This is a genomic window from Bacillus sp. JZ109 (genome assembly GCF_053903135.1).
In genome coordinates, this window is sequence record NZ_CP096388.1 from 693,342 (window position 1) to 713,649 (window position 20,308).

Annotated in this window: 21 protein-coding genes; 18 read left to right on the forward strand and 3 right to left on the reverse strand. The window is 46.5% G+C overall.

The features are described from left to right. The first annotated feature begins 365 nt into the window (after window positions 1-365). From M1D94_RS03530 to padC, 5 genes are all read left to right on the forward strand, one after another. Window positions 366-917 (forward strand): C1q-like domain-containing protein, encoded by a 552-nt coding sequence (locus M1D94_RS03530; RefSeq protein WP_029946010.1) that lies wholly within the window; start codon window positions 366-368, stop codon window positions 915-917. 148 nt (window positions 918-1,065) lie between these two features. Continuing rightward, on the forward strand, window positions 1,066-2,421 hold the full coding sequence (locus M1D94_RS03535) for a serine hydrolase (protein ID WP_326243084.1): 1,356 nt from the start codon (window positions 1,066-1,068) through the stop codon (window positions 2,419-2,421). 15 nt (window positions 2,422-2,436) lie between these two features. Then, complete coding sequence (gene racX / locus M1D94_RS03540) at window positions 2,437-3,120, forward strand: broad specificity amino-acid racemase RacX (protein WP_049140394.1); 684 nt, start codon at window positions 2,437-2,439, stop codon at window positions 3,118-3,120. 130 nt (window positions 3,121-3,250) lie between these two features. Next, on the forward strand, window positions 3,251-3,706 hold the full coding sequence (locus tag M1D94_RS03545; RefSeq protein WP_456270420.1) for a DUF3237 domain-containing protein: 456 nt from the start codon (window positions 3,251-3,253) through the stop codon (window positions 3,704-3,706). Window positions 3,707-3,728: 22 nt separating this feature from the next. After that, window positions 3,729-4,214, forward strand: coding sequence for a phenolic acid decarboxylase (padC, locus tag M1D94_RS03550; RefSeq protein ID WP_326243086.1), 486 nt, complete (start codon window positions 3,729-3,731; stop codon window positions 4,212-4,214). Between the two features lie 26 nt (window positions 4,215-4,240). Here padC and M1D94_RS03555 read toward each other — a convergent pair whose 3' ends face one another. The 3 genes from M1D94_RS03555 to slrR all read right to left on the reverse strand — a co-directional run bounded on the left by M1D94_RS03555 (window position 4,241) and on the right by slrR (window position 6,438). Continuing rightward, window positions 4,241-4,432: a hypothetical protein gene (locus M1D94_RS03555; protein ID WP_003228241.1), complete on the reverse strand. Its 192-nt coding sequence runs from the start codon at window positions 4,430-4,432 to the stop codon at window positions 4,241-4,243. Window positions 4,433-4,434: 2 nt separating this feature from the next. Further along, window positions 4,435-5,904: a para-nitrobenzyl esterase gene (pnbA, locus tag M1D94_RS03560; protein WP_321541204.1), complete on the reverse strand. Its 1,470-nt coding sequence runs from the start codon at window positions 5,902-5,904 to the stop codon at window positions 4,435-4,437. A gap of 75 nt (window positions 5,905-5,979) precedes the next feature. After that, window positions 5,980-6,438 carry an HTH-type transcriptional regulator SlrR gene (slrR, locus tag M1D94_RS03565; protein WP_014478046.1) on the reverse strand — a complete coding sequence of 153 codons (459 nt, stop codon included), beginning with the start codon at window positions 6,436-6,438 and terminating at the stop codon, window positions 5,980-5,982. 245 nt (window positions 6,439-6,683) lie between these two features. On the opposite strand from slrR, the gene M1D94_RS03570 reads away from it, so the two are divergent. The 13 genes from M1D94_RS03570 to M1D94_RS03630 all read left to right on the forward strand — a co-directional run bounded on the left by M1D94_RS03570 (window position 6,684) and on the right by M1D94_RS03630 (window position 20,306). After that, window positions 6,684-7,388 carry a YveK family protein gene (locus M1D94_RS03570; protein ID WP_021480654.1) on the forward strand — a complete coding sequence of 235 codons (705 nt, stop codon included), beginning with the start codon at window positions 6,684-6,686 and terminating at the stop codon, window positions 7,386-7,388. Window positions 7,389-7,393: 5 nt separating this feature from the next. Further along, the gene (gene epsB, locus M1D94_RS03575) at window positions 7,394-8,077 is read left to right on the forward strand and encodes a protein tyrosine kinase EpsB (protein WP_003228249.1); all 684 of its coding nucleotides are present in this window, start codon (window positions 7,394-7,396) and stop codon (window positions 8,075-8,077) included. Between the two features lie 234 nt (window positions 8,078-8,311). Next, on the forward strand, window positions 8,312-10,132 hold the full coding sequence (locus M1D94_RS03580; protein ID WP_172861509.1) for a polysaccharide biosynthesis protein: 1,821 nt from the start codon (window positions 8,312-8,314) through the stop codon (window positions 10,130-10,132). An 11-nt stretch (window positions 10,133-10,143) separates the two neighbouring features. Next, a complete protein-coding gene (locus M1D94_RS03585) occupies window positions 10,144-11,289 on the forward strand; it encodes a glycosyltransferase family 4 protein (RefSeq protein ID WP_032677035.1) in 1,146 nt (381 codons plus the stop codon). Next, window positions 11,286-12,122, forward strand: a complete 837-nt coding sequence (epsE, locus tag M1D94_RS03590; RefSeq protein WP_003228255.1) for a glycosyltransferase EpsE — start codon at window positions 11,286-11,288, stop codon at window positions 12,120-12,122. The genes M1D94_RS03585 and epsE overlap by 4 nt, the downstream gene beginning before the upstream one ends. Continuing rightward, window positions 12,115-13,269 (forward strand): glycosyltransferase family 1 protein, encoded by a 1,155-nt coding sequence (locus M1D94_RS03595; RefSeq protein ID WP_041850509.1) that lies wholly within the window; start codon window positions 12,115-12,117, stop codon window positions 13,267-13,269. Before epsE ends, M1D94_RS03595 begins: the two co-directional genes overlap by 8 nt. Continuing rightward, window positions 13,266-14,369, forward strand: coding sequence for a biofilm exopolysaccharide biosynthesis protein EpsG (gene epsG, locus M1D94_RS03600; RefSeq protein ID WP_122894738.1), 1,104 nt, complete (start codon window positions 13,266-13,268; stop codon window positions 14,367-14,369). Before M1D94_RS03595 ends, epsG begins: the two co-directional genes overlap by 4 nt. A gap of 24 nt (window positions 14,370-14,393) precedes the next feature. Further along, a complete protein-coding gene (locus tag M1D94_RS03605) occupies window positions 14,394-15,428 on the forward strand; it encodes a glycosyltransferase family 2 protein (protein ID WP_456270421.1) in 1,035 nt (344 codons plus the stop codon). Window positions 15,429-15,432: 4 nt separating this feature from the next. Next, window positions 15,433-16,509, forward strand: coding sequence for a polysaccharide pyruvyl transferase family protein (locus tag M1D94_RS03610; protein WP_249852315.1), 1,077 nt, complete (start codon window positions 15,433-15,435; stop codon window positions 16,507-16,509). After that, the gene (locus M1D94_RS03615) at window positions 16,506-17,540 is read left to right on the forward strand and encodes a glycosyltransferase (protein ID WP_321541206.1); all 1,035 of its coding nucleotides are present in this window, start codon (window positions 16,506-16,508) and stop codon (window positions 17,538-17,540) included. The genes M1D94_RS03610 and M1D94_RS03615 overlap by 4 nt, the downstream gene beginning before the upstream one ends. After that, the gene (locus tag M1D94_RS03620) at window positions 17,537-19,054 is read left to right on the forward strand and encodes an MATE family efflux transporter (RefSeq protein WP_085185724.1); all 1,518 of its coding nucleotides are present in this window, start codon (window positions 17,537-17,539) and stop codon (window positions 19,052-19,054) included. Before M1D94_RS03615 ends, M1D94_RS03620 begins: the two co-directional genes overlap by 4 nt. After that, window positions 19,051-19,659, forward strand: coding sequence for a sugar transferase (locus M1D94_RS03625; protein WP_015251185.1), 609 nt, complete (start codon window positions 19,051-19,053; stop codon window positions 19,657-19,659). Before M1D94_RS03620 ends, M1D94_RS03625 begins: the two co-directional genes overlap by 4 nt. After that, window positions 19,656-20,306, forward strand: coding sequence for an acetyltransferase (locus M1D94_RS03630; RefSeq protein WP_014480944.1), 651 nt, complete (start codon window positions 19,656-19,658; stop codon window positions 20,304-20,306). The genes M1D94_RS03625 and M1D94_RS03630 overlap by 4 nt, the downstream gene beginning before the upstream one ends. The last annotated feature ends 2 nt before the right edge of the window (window positions 20,307-20,308 follow it).

Here is a 20,308-nt window from a genome sequence, read left to right on the forward strand (position 1 = left end):
ATCTGTTTCTTTTCGTTCTCCGATTTTTTATAATTCTGTCACATGGGCATAAAGTTGCCTTTTTAATCACAATTCAGAAAATATCATAATATCTCATTTCACTAAATAATAGTGAACGGCAGGTATATGTGATGGGTTAAAAAGGATCTCTAACTGAGGTCTTTCATATAAGATCGTCTGATGCCTTGATGAAGCATGCCTCTTGGATCAAAAGCAGTAATCTGTTTTGGGAACATGCTGCTGTGATTTCTATTTTTGAATACAGTCGGGCAGATACCGTTTCAATGTCTGTAACGATTAATATAATAATGTATTAACTAGCAAACAAATGATAGAAGCGTAAGGCTTATAAGGAGGAAAAAGTTATGCAGCCCCGGCCAACTAAATGGATTAAGAGGAACGATCGACCGGAACCTCTTTTATCACCAAGTGTCACAAATGGAAATACCCCATCAGCTCAACAAAACCAGTCCTTCGCACCAATGACGAACCAGCCTATTTCTGCTTTCAGAGCCACCAGCAATATGAATCTGTCAGTTGCTGCAAATGCAGCCAGCGGAGTTCTTTTTCAAAATGTCCAATTTGATTTGGCGAATGAATATAACCCCGGCACATCTACATTTTCCCCGAGAACAGCAGGCGTGTATTCTCTTAATGCATCAGTTGAATTTCAAGCGAATGCGAATGTTGGCTTCAACTTAGAAGTCGTATTTCTCGTGAATCAAGATGTGGTAGGCGGCGGAAATAACCAATTTCAAGCAGGGAATCTCCCCGCTGTCGTAGCCATTACGGAAATTCTTCAGTTAAACGCCGGAGATACGGTGACAGTTGCAATGAGGAGTACTGCCGCAGGAGTCATTCAAGCGACTACGAGAACCCATTTTGCAGCCGCTAGAGTTCCTTCTCCGACTTCATAAAAGAGGATTTTTTGATTCATGCAGATCTAATACCGCTATATTAAAGTTGATTTTTCCTATTTGAGGATTAATCAGCTTTTTTTATTGTTTTCAAAATATTTGAAACGTTAGTAGGTTAGTAACGTACAGAGATATGGGAGGTGGAGGAATGAAGCAGAATAAAAGAAAGAATCTTCAGACGTTATTTGAGACATTAGGCGAAAAACATCAGTTTAACGGGACGGTTCTGGCTGCGGAGGGTGGCGATATTTTATATCACCACTCTTTTGGCTATGCGGAAATGACGGAAAAACGCCCGTTGAAAACCAACTCTTTGTTTGAGTTAGCGTCTTTGTCAAAGCCTTTTACAGCATTGGGAATCATCTTGCTAGAAGAGAAGGGGATTCTTGGCTATGAAGATAAAGTGGATCGCTGGCTGCCCGGTTTTCCGTACCAGGGTGTAACGATTCGGCATTTATTGAACCATACGTCAGGGCTTCCTGATTATATGGGTTGGTTTTTTGCCAATTGGGATCCGCACAAGATTGCGGTGAATCAGGATATTGTCGATATGCTGATGAATGAGGGGCTATCTGGTTATTTTGAACCGAATGAAGGCTGGATGTACAGCAATACGGGGTATGTGCTGCTGGCGGTTATCATTGAAAAAGCATCTGGCATGAGCTATGCGGATTTTATGAAAACAAGTATTTTTTTACCGGCAGGCATGAATGAAACAAGAGTGTATAACAGGAGGCTTTCGCCTGAGCGAATTGATCATTATGCATATGGATATGTGTATGATGTACATTCCGAAACATACGTCCTCCCTGATGAGCTGGAGGAAACGAACTATGTTGTGTATCTCGATGGCATACAGGGAGATGGGACGGTGAACTCTGTCACAAGCGATTTGTTTCGATTTGATCAGGCTTTATATCAGGACGATTTCATCAGCAAGGCTTCTAAGGAATCTGCGTTTTCTCCAGTGCGCCTCAACAATGGAGAAACAATTGATTATGGCTTTGGCTGGGTACTGCAAAACAGTCCTGAAAAAGGGCGGATTGTCAGCCACAGCGGAGGATGGCCCGGCTATTCGACGTTGATGATCCGATATATCGATCATCGTAAAACACTGATCTATTTGAGTAATAAGGAAGAGGATACTGAATATGAACAAGCGATTCTGAAGGCGGCGGAACATATTCTATTTGGCCAGCCATATGAGGTCCCGGAACGTCCTGCTGATAAAAAGAAAAAAGCAATTGATACGGCGATATACAGCCGCTATGTTGGCAGCTACCTGTTGCAGGATGGGACGGCTGCACAGGTGACAGCCGAGAATGAACGGCTTTATTTGGAGATCGCCGGACAGCTGAGACTGGAGTTATTTCCTTCCTCGGAAACCCGTTTCTTTCTGCGAGCATTGTCTGTTGAAGTCGAGTTTACGTTAGGTGAGGATGCTGCGAAAAGCTTTATCCTCTATGAGGATGGCTCAGAGGAAGAAGCGGTCCGTACGAAGTAGAAAGGAATGAATTTGATGATCGGAATATTAGCCGGAATGGGGCCGAAATCGACCTCGCCGTTTATTGATAAGGTGATTGATTACTGTCAGAAGCTGTATGGGGCTTCAAACGATATTGACTACCCGCACATGATGATCTATTCATGCCCGACGCCCTTCTATGCAGATCGTCCAATTGACCATGATGAGATGAAAAAAGCGATTATCGACGGAGCGGCAAAGCTTGAGAAAACAGGAGTGGATTTCATTGCGCTGCCTTGTAATACGGCGCATGTCTACTATGAAGAGATTCAGCAGGCATTGTCGGTTCCTATGTTGCATATTGTTGAGGAAACGATAAAAGAGATTCCGCATCCCGCAAAAAAAGCGGTGGTTTTAGGAACAGAGCCAACCATCCAATCCGCCATCTACCAAAAAGTTCTGAAGGGAAATGGACAAGAAGTTATTCACAAGGACCATTGGCAGCAGGCTGTGAACCAGCTTATCGCCGCAATCAAACAGCCAAATCATATGCAGCATACACAAGCATTGTGGCAGACGCTATATGAAGAAATCAGTCAGCATGCAGACATCATCATTTCAGCCTGCACGGATTTAAATGCGGTGTTAGATCATATTCAAAGTGAGATTCCGATTATAGATTCCTCTGCCTGTCTTGCCAAAAGCACTGTCAGCACATATCTTGCTTATCAAAGCTAGCTTCAAACAAGGGCTATCTTCAAACAGTCCTTGTTTTTTTATGTTCCTATTGTTTGACAGTTAACTGCAATGATGTTAAAGTGAACATGTAAATAGTTACATGATTTTTTCTGAAGGTGAGGTGGTTCTCGTGAAGAAGCCGGTTTTAAAACCATTCGCCTCTTTAGAAATCAAGGTTGATCCGCCTATCACGATTGGTGAGACAAGCCTGGGACTGAGACGATTCATTCCGATTTGTTCGGGAACAATAACCGGGGAAGTAAAGGGACGTATTTTGCCGGGCGGTGCCGATTCACAAATGATTCGCGCTAACGGCAGAACAGATTTATCTGCCAGGTATGTGATTGAAACAGCAGATCATGAACTGATTTACATTGAAAACAATGGAATACGGCAAGTCAGCGAGCCGTTTCGAAAACAAGCGGCAGCCGGGGAAATTATTGAACCGGAGCATGTTTATTTTCGTACGGTACCGACGTTTGAAACAGGCAGTGAAGTCTATCAATGGCTCCATGACCGCTTGTTTATCGGTTCCGCAGAAAGAACCCCTGATTACGTTCTACTAGACATTTATGAAGTACAGTAAAAGACTAAGGAGAGTGTGTAAGATGGAAAACTTTATCGGAAGCCACATGATTTATACGTATGAAAACGGATGGGAATACGAGATTTATATTAAAAACGACCATACAATTGATTATAGAATTCATAGCGGAATGGTTGCCGGACGCTGGGTTCGGGATCAGGGAGTGAATATTGTCAAACTGACAGAAGGCGTATATAAAGTGTCTTGGACAGAGCCGACTGGCACGGATGTTTCATTAAACTTTATGCCAAATGAAAAACGCATGCATGGCATTATTTTCTTCCCGAAATGGGTGCATGAACATCCTGAAATTACGGTTTGCTACCAAAATGACCACATTGATTTGATGAAAGAATCCCGCGAAAAATATGAAACGTATCCAAAATACGTTGTACCTGAATTTGCGGAAATTACATTTCTGAAAAATGAAGGAGTCGACAACGAAGAAGTGATTTCGAAGGCTCCTTATGAGGGAATGACAGACGATATTCGCGCGGGAAGATTATAATAAACATAAAAACCCAGAAAAGAGAATTACTTCTCTTTTCCGGGTTTTCTTTTTGCTGAGTATGCGGGAACCATCACAATTCCCGCGAAAAACAGTATGATGCCAGTCCAGCGCATAGGCTGGTAATAGACTGTGTCTCGTAAACATACCACGGCCGACAAAATAATGATACAAGCTGCCACAACAATGGCAGCACCAATGTATCCTGTTTTCCCCATATTTATTCTCCTTTTGAAGGGAATAGCTTCTGCCTTTTTTCAGATTCAGGATCGTTTTCGATCGTAATCTCTGAGTCTAAAATCAGCGTCTCTCTCGTTTCTTCATGATACGCAGGCCAATTCACAGCTTCGGTGCTTGGGTTTCCTGTTTTAGCGAACGTGATCCACGCTGATTGTATCGTGTGAGAAAGCTGTTTCACCTCATCCGTAATCTCCGCTTTTGCCATTCGTTCCAATCCGTCCAGATTTCCAAAGACAAAAGGAAGCTCTAATGCGTGAAACGCTTTATTGTACGGCGGCTTCTTCGGGTGCCAATCGAACCTGTACATCCAGACAGGGGCGTAATGAGACTGTGCGGATGCATAGGCGACGGCAGGGCGCCAAAATAATAAATCAGTCATCATATGAATTTGGCTTTCCAGAGAACGCGGATACAAATCGGCAACTTTCTCTGCCAGCGGCTTCCCTAGTAAATACTCGAGCGCTGCATCAAGCGTTTCCTGAGAATGAACGTCTGAATCCGGGGTGAAAAATAAATATCCTTCATCACGGGTTGTTCCAATTAATAGCGGAATACCGGAAGCAGCCCCTTCTGCGATCGCTTTTTCTGGTTCTTCAGGCAGCGTTTTCGGATCAAGGGCGGGCTGGAAGAACAGCTGAAAGATATTTTCTTTTTCTGCAATCCGAAGCTGATCAGCCGCTTTTAGCAAATCTTCCGCAGAAACCGTATGCAATTTATCCAGTTGGCCCTCGTTAATCCCAAGGACCTTTAAAAAGGCTGCCGAGGTGCTCGCCGCTTGTTCTTTCGTCATCGTTCGAGAAGCGCCGCTTTCCATGATTGCTTTCTGGAACAGGCCTTTTGCCGCAGGCATAGCAAGCAGCGCGGCAATGCTCATGCCGCCGGCGGATTCTCCAAATACTGTTACGTTATCGGGATCACCGCCAAACGCTGAAATATTCTCCCGCACCCATTTCAGTGCGGCGGCTTGGTCTAAAAGCCCAAGGTTATCGGAATACACCTCATTAAATGAAGACAAGTGCAAAAAGCCAAACGGCCCCAGCCGATAGTTCAATGTAACGACAATGACTTCTCCCTGTGCCGCAAGTTTTGATCCGTCATACAATGGCTCACTGCCCGCTCCTAGATAAAAAGCGCCTCCGTGAATCCACACCATGACAGGAAGATTTTGACTTGGAGTGTCAGGCGCAAATACATTGACATACAAGCAATCCTCGGACTGGCGGGGCAGCTCTGTATACGACAGTGACAGCAAATCAGACGGCTGCGGGCAAATAGGGCCGTACGCTGTGGCATCAAGCACATCTTCCCACACTTCAGGCGGCTCAGGTGCTTTAAAACGCCATTGTCCGACAGGCGGCTTGGCATAGGGGATGCCTTTCCACTTATGTACACCGTTTTCCGTTGTGCCTTTTACTTTGCCGTATTGAGTCGTTACTATTTGATGAGTCATTGTGTTCTCTCCCTTTTTCCCCCATTATAAACAGATTTCCCCTATAGATGCGAACGTTAGCCCTTTAATCGATCATCATCTTCCCATTGTTTTTAAAAAGGATTTGACTTCATGGACAGACAAGCCGATTTCTCTTGCCTCCGCCATCAGCGCTTTCCATTCTTCTATATTGGATTCCGTCAGTTTGCGGTTGCGGTAAGAGGCAGTTTCAGGCTGTTCTTTCTTGAGTCTGTTCGTAAAAGTGAACAATTCTTCCTTTTCCATCCCGGCTTGTACGGCTTGCACTAAATGTACGCGCCATTCTTCTTCACCGCCGCTGATTTTTTCATACATCATTGTTTCTGCGTCAAATAATTCTGTTAATTCAACTTCCAGTGTGGCAGAAACCTTTTTTAAAAATTGAACGGACGGATTCGTGTGAACGCCTCTTTCAATCTTGCTTAAATAGGATTTGGATACGCCTGACTCAACAGCCAGCTGATTAATAGAATAGCCTTTTCTTTTACGGTACAAACGGATAATTCTTCCAATCATAATATGAAATTCTCCTCTATTCCTGTCGTTATTTCGTTCATTATAAGGAATTTTTCGTTCTTTATAAAATTTAAAATAATAAGGGAAGTGCAGTAAATTAGAGGAAAATCATGATTTTGTTCTCTAAAGAGAACTTATTGGCTTATTTTGCAATTTTTAAATAATAACGTTTTCTTTTATAATCCAATCATTAACAGAAAGGGGCGCGGGAAGCCAGCCGCGGGAAGGCTGAAGGCTATGAATACATGAATGAGAATATGAGTTTCAAAGAATTATATGCGATTGTCAGACACAGATTCGTGCTGATTCTGCTCATCACAATCGGCGTCACCCTTATGATGGGTTTTGTACAATTTAAGGTCATTTCACCGACCTACCAGGCGTCGACACAGGTGCTGGTTCATGAATCAGACGGTGAAGAAAACTCGAATCTCAGTGACATCCAGCGAAATCTTCAGTATAGCAGCACGTTCCAATCGATTATGAAAAGCACTGCCTTGATGGAAGAAGTTAAGGCGGAATTGCACCTATCTGAATCGGCTTCCTCGCTGAAAGGAAAAGTAATCACCAGCAGTGAAAATGAATCAGAAATTATCAACGTTGCCGTCCAGGATCACGATCCGGCGAAAGCGGCTGAGATTGCGAACACGTTAGTGAACAAGTTTGAAAAAGAAGTAGATGAAAGAATGAATGTACAAGGCGTACATATATTATCAGAGGCGAAGGCTTCTGAAAGCCCGATGATCAAGCCGGCCAGGCTGCGAAATATGGTCATGGCTTTTGGCGCTGCTGTCATGGGCGGCATTACACTGGCATTTTTTCTGCATTTTCTCGATGATACGTGCAAAAGCGCACGGCAGCTCAGCGAGAGAACCGGATTGCCATGCTTAGGCTCCGTTCCTGATGTCCACAAAGGGCGGAATCGCGGGATAAAACATTTCGGGGAGTGAAGCGAGTGATCTTTAGAAAAAAGAAAGCAAGGCGAGGTTTGGCTCAAATATCTGTTTTACACAATAAATCAGTTGTTGCGGAACAATATCGCACCATTCGGACAAACATTGAGTTCTCATCTGTCCAGACCAACTTGCGATCTATCCTCGTCACCTCCTCTGTGCCTGGTGAAGGTAAATCGTTCAGTGCAGCGAATCTTGCGGCTGTCTTTGCGCAGCAGCAGGAAAAGAAAGTACTGCTGGTGGATGCCGATTTAAGAAAGCCGACCATCAATCAGACGTTTCAGGTTGATAATGTAACCGGGCTGACAAATGTGCTGGTCGGTAATGCTTCACTCAGTGAGACGGTGCAAAAGACGCCGATCGATAACTTATATGTATTGACAAGCGGGCCGACCCCGCCAAACCCGGCAGAACTGCTGTCTTCAAAAGCAATGGGAGATTTAATATCTGAGATCTATGAACAATTCAGCCTCGTCATCTTTGATTCCCCTCCTCTTTTGGCTGTTGCAGATGCTCAGATTCTAGCAAATCAAACAGACGGCAGCGTGCTCGTCGTTTTAAGCGGAAAAACAAAAACCGATACCGTTCTGAAAGCAAAGGATGCACTGGAACAATCCAATGCGAAGCTGTTAGGCGCTCTTTTAAACAAAAAGAAAATGAAAAAATCGGAACACTATTCCTACTAGTTTTTGTAAAGGTGATGTCTCCTGACCTGTATCAATGGAGGCACTCGGCTCTGCTGTGGGCAGCTGAAGTTGCTGCCTTAGATGCTGGTCGTCGCTGGCGGGGCGTGAGGATGGGTTAAATGCCCACTTATCTGATATATACATAGGACGTATTGTCGGTTTAGCTGCTGCTGATTTTTTGGAGAGACGAAAACCGCCGCAGCTAAACCGATAAAAGAATTAGGGGGGAAAAGGTTGAGTTACCGGAGAAGACTGTCAATGATTATTGCGCTGGATACTTACCTCGTTTTAAATTCAGTTATTGCAGGATATCAATTTTTAAAAGATTCCTATCAATTTTATGACTCCGGAGCATTACTGCTTACCGCTGTCAGCTTGCTCCTCAGCTATCATGTGTGTGCTTTCCTGTTCAATCAGTATAAACAGGTGTGGACATACACCGGACTTGGCGAGCTGATTGTTCTGCTTAAGGGCATTACGCTTTCAGCCGCTGTGACCGGCGTCATTCAGTATGCTGTGTATCACACGATGTTCTTCCGACTGTTAACCGCGTGTTGGGTGCTTCAGCTTTTGTCTATTGGAGGGACCCGTATTTTATCCAGAGTATTAAACGAAAGCATCAGGAAAAAACGCTGCGCCTCGTCCCGCGCGCTGATTATCGGGGCGGGCTCAGGTGGGACTCTGATGGTCAGGCAGCTGCTTTCGAAAGATGAACCAGATATCATACCTGTCGCTTTTATTGATGACGACCAAACGAAGCATAAATTAGAAATTATGGGGCTGCCCGTAATCGGCGGAAAAGAAAGTATCATGCCTGCGGTGCAAAAGCTCAAAATTAATTTTATTATTATTGCCATTCCTTCACTCCGCACCCATGAGCTTCAGGTGTTATATAAAGAATGTGTGCGAACCGGAGTAAGCATTAAAATTATGCCTCATTTTGATGAAATGCTGCTTGGCACACGAACTGCCGGACAAATTAGAGATGTAAAAGCTGAGGACTTGCTCGGCAGAAAGCCGGTAACCCTCGACACTAGCGAAATTTCGAATCGCATCAAAGGAAAAACAGTTCTCGTCACGGGAGCGGGCGGATCAATCGGCTCAGAAATCTGCCGGCAGATCAGTGCGTTTCAGCCTAAGGAAATTATTCTGCTCGGCCATGGGGAAAACAGCATTCATTCAATTTATACAGAGCTGAACGGACGATTCGGCAAACACATTGTGTTCCATACGGAAATCGCTGATGTGCAGGACCGCGATAAAATGTTTACATTGATGAAAAAATACGAGCCGCATGTTGTCTATCATGCAGCTGCCCATAAGCATGTGCCTTTAATGGAACATAATCCTGAAGAGGCGGTCAAAAACAATATTATCGGAACAAAAAATGTCGCGGAAGCAGCCGATATGTCGGGAACAGAGACATTCGTGCTGATTTCATCGGACAAAGCGGTGAACCCAGCCAACGTAATGGGGGCGACAAAACGATTCGCAGAGATGATTATTATGAATCTTGGGAAAGTCAGCAGAACCAAATTTGTCGCTGTTCGCTTCGGCAATGTACTCGGGAGCCGAGGCAGCGTCATTCCGATTTTCAAAAAACAGATTGAAAAAGGCGGCCCGGTGACAGTAACACATCCGGCAATGACCCGCTATTTCATGACGATTCCCGAGGCATCAAGGCTTGTGATTCAGGCTGGGGCACTGGCGAAAGGGCGTCAGATTTTTGTTCTCGATATGGGAGAGCCCGTAAAGATTGTAGATCTTGCCAAAAACCTCATTCATTTGTCCGGCTACACGACAGAGCAGGTTCCAATCGAATTCACAGGCATTCGTCCGGGCGAAAAAATGTATGAAGAATTACTGAACAAAAATGAAGTCCATGCTGAACAAATCTTTCCGAAAATTCACATCGGTAAAGCGGTGGACGGTGATTGGCCGGTGCTGATGCGCTTTATCGAGGATTTTCATGAGCTGTCGGAAGCCGACCTGAGAGCGAGGCTGTTTGCGGCAATCAATACATCAGACAAAATGACGGCTGCCAGTGTTCATTAGGGGGAGTGAAAATGACGAAAAAGATCTTGTTTTGCGCGACTGTTGATTATCATTTTAAGGCCTTTCACCTCCCTTATTTTAAATGGTTTAAACAAAGGGGCTGGGAGGTTCATGTCGCCGCGAACGGACAAACCAAGCTGCCGTATGTAGATGAGAAATTCTCCATCCCGATTCGCAGGTCACCTTTTGACCCTCAGAACCTGGCCGTTTATAGGCAGTTGAAGAAAGTGATCGACACTTATGAATACGACATTGTCCATTGCCATACACCGGTCGGCGGCGTTCTCGCCAGACTGGCGGCGAGGCAGGCACGGCGGCACGGAACAAAGGTGCTGTATACAGCGCACGGATTTCACTTCTGCAAAGGAGCACCAATGAAAAATTGGCTTCTTTACTATCCGGTCGAGAAATGGCTTTCAGCATATACGGACTGCCTGATTACGATTAATGAAGAGGATTATAAACGGGCGAAAGGACTTCAAAGGCCGGGCGGAAGGACGCAGAAAATTCACGGCATTGGCGTCAACACCGAGCGTTTCCGGCCTGTCAGTCCGATAGAGCAGCAAAGACTCAGAGAAAAGCACGGGTTCCGTGAAGATGATTTTATATTGGTTTATCCGGCTGAGCTCAATCTGAACAAAAACCAGAAGCAGTTAATTGAAGCCGCAGCCTTGCTAAAAGAAAAAATTCCCTCGCTCCGCCTTGTGTTTGCCGGGGAAGGGGCAATGGAACAAACGTATCAAATGTTAGCTGAAAAGCTTGGTGCCTCCGCCAATGTCTGTTTTTACGGCTTTTGCAGCGACATACATGAGCTGATTCAGCTTGCGGATGTATCTGTCGCATCCAGCATTAGAGAGGGCCTCGGCATGAATGTGCTTGAGGGAATGGCGGCAGAAAAACCGGCGATCGCCACAGATAATCGCGGGCATCGGGAAATCATTCGCGACGGAGAAAACGGTTTTCTGATCAAAATCGGTGACAGTGCTGCTTTTGCCCGCCGGATTGAACAGCTTTACCATAAGCCGGAGATCTGCCGAAAGCTGGGACAGGAAGGCCGAAAAACAGCCTTGCGCTTCTCGGAGGCGCGAACGGTGGAAGAAATGGCAGATATTTATTCCGCGTACATGGATATGGATACAAAGGAGAAAAGCGTATGAACTCAGGACCGAAAGTTTCTGTCATTATGGGCATTTATAATTGCGAACGCACTTTGGCAGAAAGCATAGAATCCATTCTCAGCCAATCCTATAAAAATTGGGAGCTGATTTTGTGCGATGATGCGTCAACAGACGGCACGCTCCGTATCGCGAAGCAGTATGCCGCTCATTACAGCGACCGCATCAAACTGATTCAAAACAAAACAAATAAGCGGCTTGCCGCATCATTAAATCATTGTCTTTCGCATGCGACAGGCGATTATATCGCACGTCAGGACGGAGATGACCTTTCGTTTCCGCGCCGTCTGGAAAAGCAGGTCGCGTTTTTAGAAAAGCACCGACACTATCAGGTGGTTGGCACCGGCATGCTTGTGTTTGATGAATTTGGCGTAAGAGGCACCCGCATTCTGCCTTCTGTTCCGGAGCCGGGCATCATGGCAAAAGGGACTCCATTTTGCCACGGCACGATTATGATGAGAGCGAGTGCCTACCGCACGCTGAAAGGCTACCGGTCGGTGCGGCGGACGAGACGAATGGAAGATATTGATTTGTGGCTTCGCTTTTTTGAAGAGGGCTTCAGGGGCTATAATCTTCAGGAAGCCTTGTATAAAGTGAGGGAAGACAGCGATGCATTCAAACGGCGGTCATTTACGTATTCAATCGACAATGCCATTCTTGTCTATCAGGCGTGCAGACGCTTGAAGCTTCCTTTATCTGATTACATATATATCGCAAAACCGTTAATTCGCGCCTTTATGCCTGCAGCTGTGATGAATCGCTACCATAAAAAAAGAGTGATGAACCAAAAGGAAGGGCTTGTCAAGCATGAATAGCAGCCAAAAGCGCGTGCTCCATGTTCTCAGCGGCATGAACAGGGGCGGCGCGGAAACCATGGTAATGAATTTATATCGGAAGATGGACAAAAGCAAAGTGCAATTTGATTTTTTAACGTATCGAAATGATCCGTGCGCTTATGATGAAGAGATTTTATCTTTAGGCGGGCGGCTTTTTTATGTCCCGAGCATTGGGCAAAGCAATCCCCTTACATTTGTGAGGAATGTGAGAAACGTGATAAAAGAAAATGGGCCGTTCAGCGCCGTTCATGCGCACACGGATTTCCAAACGGGTTTTATCGCCCTTGCGGCAAGGCTCGCCGGAGTGCCGGTCAGGGTATGCCACTCCCACAATACGTCTTGGAAGACCGGCTTCAACTGGAAGGATCGATTGCAGCTGCTCGTGTTCAGGCGGCTCATTTTGGCAAATGCGACAGCGCTGTGTGCCTGCGGAGAGGATGCGGGCAGGTTTTTATTTGGACAGTCCAATATGGAGCGGGAGCGTGTTCACCTTCTTCCTAACGGGATTGACCTTGAGTTGTTCGCCCCAAATGGGCAGGCGGCTGATGAAGAAAAAGCAGCACGCGGCATTGCAGCCGACCGGCTCATCATTGGCCATGTGGCCCGGTTTCATGAAGTGAAAAACCACGCGTTCCTGTTGAAGCTTGCCGCACATCTCAAGGAAAGAGGCGTTCGCTTTCAGCTCGTTCTGGCGGGAGACGGGCCGTTGCGCGGGGAGATAGAGGAGGAGGCGCGGCAGCAGAATTTGCTATCAGACGTCCTCTTTTTAGGCACGGAAGAACGGATCCATGAACTGATGCGAACATTCGATGTATTTGTCATGCCGTCTCTGTACGAAGGCTTGCCGGTTGTGCTTGTGGAAGCGCAGGCGTCGGGGCTTCCATGCATCATTTCAGACAGCATTACAGAAAAAGTCGACGCCGGTCTCGGGCTTGTCACAAGATTAAGTCTTTCTGAGCCGATCAGCGTCTGGGCTGAAACCATTGCAAGGGCCGCCGCCGCAGGCAGGCCGAAGCGTGAGTTCATCAAAGAAACACTCGCTCAACTTGGCTACGATGCACAGCAAAATGTAGGAGCGCTGCTGAATGTATACAACATCAGCACGGAAAAGGACCATAACCGATGATTGTATATGCCGTCAATATGGGGATTGTATTTATTTGGTCTTGGTTCGCTAAAATGTGCGGCGGCCGTGACGATTCGCTTGCCACGGGGTATCGGCCGAATAAGCTTTTGATCTGGATCCCGCTCGCTTCACTTGTGCTCGTGTCAGGTCTCCGCTATCGAGTCGGCACGGATTTTCAGACGTATACGCTGCTGTACGAATTGGCGGGCGATTATCAAAATGTGTGGCAGATATTCGGTTTCGGCACAGCAAAAACAGCGACAGATCCGGGGTTTACCGCACTCCTTTGGCTGATGAATTTCATCACGGAAGATCCTCAAATCATGTATTTTACGGTGGCGGTCGTGACCTACAGCTTTATTATGAAGACACTCGCCGACTATGGCAGGCCGTTTGAGCTGAGTGTCTTTTTATTTTTGGGAACCTTTCATTACTACGCGTCTTTTAACGGCATCAGGCAGTACATGGTGGCAGCTGTTTTGTTTTGGGCGATCCGTTATATCATCAGCGGGAACTGGAAGCGATATTTCCTGATTGTGCTGGTCAGCTCGCTCTTTCATTCGTCCGCGCTGATTATGATTCCGGTGTACTTTATTGTCAAAAGAAAAGCCTGGTCTCCGGCGATATTCGGCCTATCCGCTTTATTTCTCGGAATGACATTTTTATATCAAAAATTTATTTCTGTGTTTGTCGTTGTACTTGAAAACAGCTCATACAGCCATTATGAAAAATGGCTCATGACGAACACAAATGGAATGAATGTGATCAAAATCGCTGTTTTGGTTCTGCCGCTGTTCCTTGCATTTTGCTATAAAGAACGACTGCGGAGTCTGTGGCCGCAAATTGATATTGTCGTCAATTTGTGCCTGCTAGGTTTTTTGTTCGGCCTTTTGGCCACAAAGGACGTGATTTTTGCCAGATTCAATATTTATTTCGGTCTGTATCAAATGATCCTAGTCCCTTATTTCGTCAGGATATTTGATGAAAAATCGAACGCTCTTATCTATATCGCTATCGTTGTTTGTTATTTTCTTTACAGTTATTTGCTTATGCCGGTCGATTCATCGGTTCTGCCTTACAGAACGATTTTTTCCCGGTAATTTATGCAAGAGGAGCCGGTCATTATGGAAACACCTGCGGTTAGTCTGTTAGTCGCTGTTTATAACACAGAAACATATATCAGAACGTGTCTCGAATCCCTGCGGAACCAGACAGTGGACAATATAGAAATCATCATTGTTAATGACGGTTCAGCAGACGCCAGCCCGGATATCGCAGAAGAATACGCCAAAATGGACAACAGGTTCAAGGTGATTCATCAGAAGAACCAGGGTCTCGGTGCGGTTCGGAATAAAGGCATTGAGGCGGCACGCGGCGAATTTATCGCGTTTATCGATTCAGACGATTGGATTGAGCCTGATTATTGCGAGCAGATGCTCCGGGCAGCAGGCGATAAAACTGATCTGGTCATTTGCAATTACGCCGCAGAGTTTGAGGACACTGGCAAAACCATGGACTCAGACATTGCCCAAACCTATCAGGATCAGCCGAAGGAGCACTATATCAAGGCGTTATTCGAAGGGAAGGTCAGAGGGTTTTCATGGAACAAACTGTACAGAAGAAGCATGATTGAAGCCCATCGGCTGTCGTTTCCGCTCCGAGGCGAGCTGGAGCATGTCGAGGATCAGTTTTTCAGCTTCAGGGCTCACTTTTTCGCCCGCTCAGTATCCTACGTAAAAACGCCGCTCTATCATTATCGAATTCACCTTTCCTCCATTGTGCAGCGCTATCAGAAAAAATTGTTTGAATCAGGACTTGCGCTGTATGAGGCGAATGCGGCGTTTTTACAGGAGAACAACAAACTGGAGGAGTATCGCAAGGAGCTTGATACCTTTATCGTTCTTCACAGCAGCATCTGTATGCTGAATGAATGGAAAACGAGCGGCAGCCGCCGGCTGTTTGAAAAGCTTAGAAATGTTGGCGTGATATGCGCGGACCCGGTGTTTCAAGAAAGTCTTTCAAAAACGGGTACCGCTCCTTTTGACGCAAAACTGTCATGCCTGCTTCTGATGGCGAAATACAGAATGATTCCGTTCGTCGCTATGGCATCGGCTGTGTATCAGCGGGTGATCGAGTACAAAATGAGAAACAGAGGGTGAGGACATGTCGTTACAATCGTTGAAAATCAATTTTGCAGAATGGCTGCTGCTAAAGGTCAAATACCCGTCCCAATATTGGCTGGGAGCGGCAGATCAACCGGTAAAGGCCGCAGCACATCAGAAAAAAATCATACTGACCCTGCTGCCGTCCCATGACAATTTGGGAGATCACGCAATTGCCTATGCCAGCAAGGCATTTCTTGAGCAAGAATACCCGGACTTTGACATCGTCGAGGTCGATATGAAGGACATTTACAAATCAGCAAAAAACCTGATCCGCTCGCGCCATCCGGAGGATATGGTCTTTATCATCGGCGGCGGAAATATGGGGGATTTATACCGTTATGAGGAGTGGACGCGCCGCTTCATCATTAAAACATTCCATGACTATCGGGTTGTCCAGCTTCCGGCAACGGCTCATTTTTCTGACACGAAAAAGGGGCGCAAAGAGCTGAAACGGGCACAGAAAATTTATAATGCGCACCCCGGCCTATTGCTCATGGCACGGGATGAAACAACGTATCAATTTATGAAACAGCATTTTCATGAAAAAACAATTTTGAAGCAGCCGGACATGGTGCTGTATTTAGACAGAAGCAAGACCCCCGCAGAACGCGAAGGGGTTTATATGTGTTTGCGCGAGGATCAGGAAAGCGTGCTTCAGGAGGACCAGAGGAACCGGGTCAAGGCTGCGCTATTTGAGGAATTCGGCGAGATCAAATCCTTTACGACAACGATCGGCCGCCGGGTCAGCCGGGATACACGCGAACAAGAACTTGAAGCACTGTGGTCTAAGCTGCAAAGCGCAGAAGCCGTCGTCACTGACAGGCTTCATGGCATGATTTTTTGCGCGCTGACAGGAACGCCGTGTGTTGTCATTCGCTCCTTTGACCATAAGGTGATGGAGGGCTATCAATGGCTTAAAGACATCCCGTTCATGAAGCTGATAGAACATCCGGAGCCAGAGCGCGTAATAGCCGCAGTCAATGAGCTTTTAACAAAAGAAACAACCCGTGCAGGCTTTCCGAGAGATGTGTATTTTAAAGGTCTGCGTGACAAAATCAGCGGTGAAGCGCAATGACCCCGCTCGTCAGCATTATTGTCCCGATGTATAATGTTGAACCATTTATAGGGGAGTGCATTGACTCTTTGCTTTGCCAAACGCTTTCGGATATTGAAATCATCCTCGTGAATGACGGAACACCGGATCGTTCAGGCGAGATTGCAGAGGACTATGCAAAACGGGATGCGAGAATCCGGGTCATTCATCAGGCAAACGGCGGGCTTAGTTCAGCACGAAATACGGGAATAAAGGCCGCGCGGGGCACTTACATCGGCTTTGTAGACGGAGACGATTATGTATCATCCGCCATGTTCCAGAGGCTGACTGAAGAAGCGGAGCAAAATCAGCTTGACATCGTCGGATGCGGTTTTTACAAGCAGTCATCGGACAGGCGGACATATGTGCCACCGCAGCTTGAGGCAAACCGCGTGCTGACGAAACCAGAAATGACTGAACAGCTTAAACATGCTCACGAAACGAGATTTATCTGGTATGTATGGCGTTATCTTTACCGTCGTGAGCTTTTTGAAAGGGCGAATCTGTTGTTTGATGAAGACATCCGTTTTGCTGAAGACTCTCCCTTCAATTTGTCCGCTTTTTGCGAAGCGGAGCGGGTGAAAATGCTTGATGAAGGATTGTACATTTATCGTGAAAACCCGAACAGCCTGACAGAAATTCCTTATAAGCCGGCGATGGATGAACATCTTCAAAAACAATATCAGGCTAAAATCGCATTCTACAATCACTACGGCTTAGCAGGCGCATGTAAAGAAGATTTGAATGTGTACATTTGCAGGCACCAGCTTCCGATGCTTTTGGCAAATGCCTGTGCTTCTCCGAATTCGCCGAAAGACATCAAAAAGAAGATCAGACAGATTTTATCCTATGACATGGTGCGGCAGGCTGTCAGACATACACCGTTTCAGCATGAGAAATTATTAAGAGGAGAGCGTTTGGTATTAGCACTGTGTAAATGGCGGCTCACTTTTCTCATCAAGCTGTTTTTCGAGCATCGGGGGACAATGAAAGGCAGTGCGAAGCAGGCATGAAATTCACGATAAACTTCAGCGCTAATCTCACGGCTTTTCTCTTGTCCGTTTTCCTATCGGTTTGGATGACGCCTTTTATTGTCAAAACGCTTGGTGTGGAAGCGTTTGGCTTTGTTCACTTGACACAAAATGTGATTAATTACTTTTCGGTTATCACCGTGGCGCTCAGCTCGGTTGTCGTTCGATTCTTTTCTGTTGCTGCCCACAGGGGAGAGCGGGAGAAAGCAAATGCGTATATCAGCAATTATTTAGCGGCCTCTGTTTTGATTTCATTGCTGCTCTTGCTGCCGCTTGCGGGTTCGGCTTTTTTTATTGACCGCGTCATGAATGTGCCGCAAGCGCTTTTGGCAGATGTGCGTTTGTCGATTTTAATCGGCAGTGTGCTGTTTATTTTAACGTTTCTGATGGCGGGTTTCGGTGCTGCACCATTTTATGCCAACCGCCTTTATATCACCAGTTCCATTCAGGCGGTGCAAATGCTTATACGGGTGCTGTCTGTGCTGCTCCTGTTTGCATGCTTTGCGCCGAAAATCTGGCAGATCCAGCTTGCAGCTTTAGCTGGTGCTGTCATTGCGTCTGTGCTGTCTTTCTATTTCTTCAAAAAGCTGATTCCGTGGTTTTCGTTTCGTATGAAGGATCTTTCATTCCGCACAAGCAAGGAGCTGTTTCAAGCGGGCGCATGGAGCTCCGTCAATCAAATCGGCGTCCTGCTTTTTTTGCAGATTGATCTGTTAACCGCCAATTTGATGCTTGGGGCGTCCGCATCCGGGAAATACGCGGCGATTATCCAGTTTCCGTTGCTTTTGCGCAGCTTGGCCGGAACGGTCGCATCCCTGTTTGCGCCTATCATGACTTCATATTATTCAAAAGGCGATATGGACGGATTGATGAATTACGCCAATAAGGCAGTGAGGCTCAATGGTCTTTTGCTTGCACTTCCTGCTGCCTTATTGGGCGGATTGGCGGGGCCTTTTTTGACAATCTGGCTCGGATCGTCCTTTTCGTCGATAGCACCGCTTTTATTTATTCATGCCGGATACTTGGTTGTCAGTCTCGCCTTTATGCCGCTGTTTTATATATGGACCGCTTTTAATCAACAAAAAACACCGGCGATTGTTACCCTGCTGTTAGGTGCGGTGAATGTGGTGCTGGCGGTCACGCTGAGCGGGCCGGCTCATCTCGGTCTGTACGGCATAACATTGGCAGGGGCCATTTCTCTTATTTTAAAAAATGCCATCTTTACGCCGCTTTACGTATCCCGCATTACAGGCTACAAAAAGCACGTGTTCTTTAAAGGCATCATCGGGCCTCTTTCAGCCGCTGTGTTTGCCTGGACGGTCTGTAAGGCAATTCAGTTCATTGTGAAGATTGACAGCTGGCCGTCATTGATAGCGACGGGAGTGACAGTCAGCTTTTTCTACGCTGTTTTCGCTTTTATGCTCGTTTGTACAAAAGAGGAAAGACAGCTGGTATTAAAACGGTTTCGAAAAACGAAAGGAGCTGTGAATCTTTGATCCTGAAACGACTTTTTGATCTGACGGCCGCCATTTTTTTGTTGTGCTGTACAAGTGTGATCATTCTGTTCACCATCGCCGTTGTCAGGCTGAAAATAGGATCACCTGTCTTCTTTAAGCAAGTAAGGCCAGGCCTGCACGGCAAACCGTTCACCCTATATAAGTTCCGGACAATGACGGATGAACGGGACGGTGAGGGAAATCTGCTGCCCGATGAAGTCCGGCTGACGAAAACAGGCAGGCTGATCAGAAAGCTGAGCATTGATGAGCTTCCGCAGCTCCTGAATGTCCTGAAGGGCGATCTGAGCCTTGTCGGGCCGCGGCCGCTTTTGATGGACTATCTGCCTCTTTATACAGAAAAACAGGCACGGCGCCATGAGGTGAAGCCGGGTATCACAGGCTGGGCGCAAATCAATGGCAGAAACGCGATTTCCTGGGAAAAGAAATTTGAATTAGATGTTTGGTACGTTGACAACCGGTCATTTTTTCTTGATTTGAAAATTTTATGTTTGACGGTGCGAAAGGTCCTTGTTTCAGAAGGGATTCAGCAAACCAATCATGTGACCGCGGAACGGTTTACCGGAAGCGGAGATGTGTCCTCATGAAAAACGTGGCCATTGTGGGTGACGGCGGACACGGAAAGGTGATCAGAGAGCTGATAAACGCCCGCTCAGATACGCGCTTAGCCGCGGTGCTGGATGATAAATTCAAAACGTTCGAAGGCGGAAAAGAATGGTACACAGGACCGCCGGAAGCCGTTACTGAACTACGCAGGCTCATTCCTGATGTGCTGTTTCTGATTGCTGTTGGGAATAACAGTGTCAGAAAACAGCTGGCGGAGCGACTGGGACTGAGGAAAGATGATTTTATTACATTGATTCACCCGTCAGCCATCGTCAGCAGGTCGGCTGTCATTGGGGAAGGGACAGTAATTATGGCGGGCGCGATCATTCAGGCGGATGCGCGCATCGGCGCCCACTGCATCATCAATACGGGTGCAGTGGCAGAGCACGACAATCAAATCAGCGATTACGTTCATCTGTCCCCGCGTGTCACGCTGTCAGGAGCGGTTTCCGTTCAGGAAGGCGCTCACGTCGGAACTGGTGCATCCGTCATACCGCAGATCACAATCGGGGCTTGGAGCATTGTCGGAGCCGGCTCCGCGGTGATCCGTCCCATACCGGACAGGGTAACGGCGGCCGGTGCTCCGGCACGCATCATTTCTTCCATTCAAACATCAAACAAAGGATGATT

Bases quoted from the DNA above. Each gene is read 5' to 3' on its own strand.
- M1D94_RS03530 (WP_029946010.1), top strand. From the start codon at position 366: ATGCAGCCCCGGCCAACTAAATGGATTAAGAGGAACGATCGACCGGAA.
- M1D94_RS03535 (WP_326243084.1), top strand. From the start codon at position 1,066: ATGAAGCAGAATAAAAGAAAGAATCTTCAGACGTTATTTGAGACATTA.
- racX (WP_049140394.1), top strand. From the start codon at position 2,437: ATGATCGGAATATTAGCCGGAATGGGGCCGAAATCGACCTCGCCGTTT.
- padC (WP_326243086.1), top strand. From the start codon at position 3,729: ATGGAAAACTTTATCGGAAGCCACATGATTTATACGTATGAAAACGGA.
- M1D94_RS03555 (WP_003228241.1), bottom strand. From the start codon at position 4,432: ATGGGGAAAACAGGATACATTGGTGCTGCCATTGTTGTGGCAGCTTGT.
- pnbA (WP_321541204.1), bottom strand. From the start codon at position 5,904: ATGACTCATCAAATAGTAACGACTCAATACGGCAAAGTAAAAGGCACA.
- slrR (WP_014478046.1), bottom strand. From the start codon at position 6,438: ATGATTGGAAGAATTATCCGTTTGTACCGTAAAAGAAAAGGCTATTCT.
- M1D94_RS03570 (WP_021480654.1), top strand. From the start codon at position 6,684: ATGAATGAGAATATGAGTTTCAAAGAATTATATGCGATTGTCAGACAC.
- M1D94_RS03585 (WP_032677035.1), top strand. From the start codon at position 10,144: ATGACGAAAAAGATCTTGTTTTGCGCGACTGTTGATTATCATTTTAAG.
- epsE (WP_003228255.1), top strand. From the start codon at position 11,286: ATGAACTCAGGACCGAAAGTTTCTGTCATTATGGGCATTTATAATTGC.
- M1D94_RS03595 (WP_041850509.1), top strand. From the start codon at position 12,115: ATGAATAGCAGCCAAAAGCGCGTGCTCCATGTTCTCAGCGGCATGAAC.
- epsG (WP_122894738.1), top strand. From the start codon at position 13,266: ATGATTGTATATGCCGTCAATATGGGGATTGTATTTATTTGGTCTTGG.
- M1D94_RS03605 (WP_456270421.1), top strand. From the start codon at position 14,394: ATGGAAACACCTGCGGTTAGTCTGTTAGTCGCTGTTTATAACACAGAA.
- M1D94_RS03610 (WP_249852315.1), top strand. From the start codon at position 15,433: ATGTCGTTACAATCGTTGAAAATCAATTTTGCAGAATGGCTGCTGCTA.
- M1D94_RS03615 (WP_321541206.1), top strand. From the start codon at position 16,506: ATGACCCCGCTCGTCAGCATTATTGTCCCGATGTATAATGTTGAACCA.
- M1D94_RS03620 (WP_085185724.1), top strand. From the start codon at position 17,537: ATGAAATTCACGATAAACTTCAGCGCTAATCTCACGGCTTTTCTCTTG.
- M1D94_RS03630 (WP_014480944.1), top strand. From the start codon at position 19,656: ATGAAAAACGTGGCCATTGTGGGTGACGGCGGACACGGAAAGGTGATC.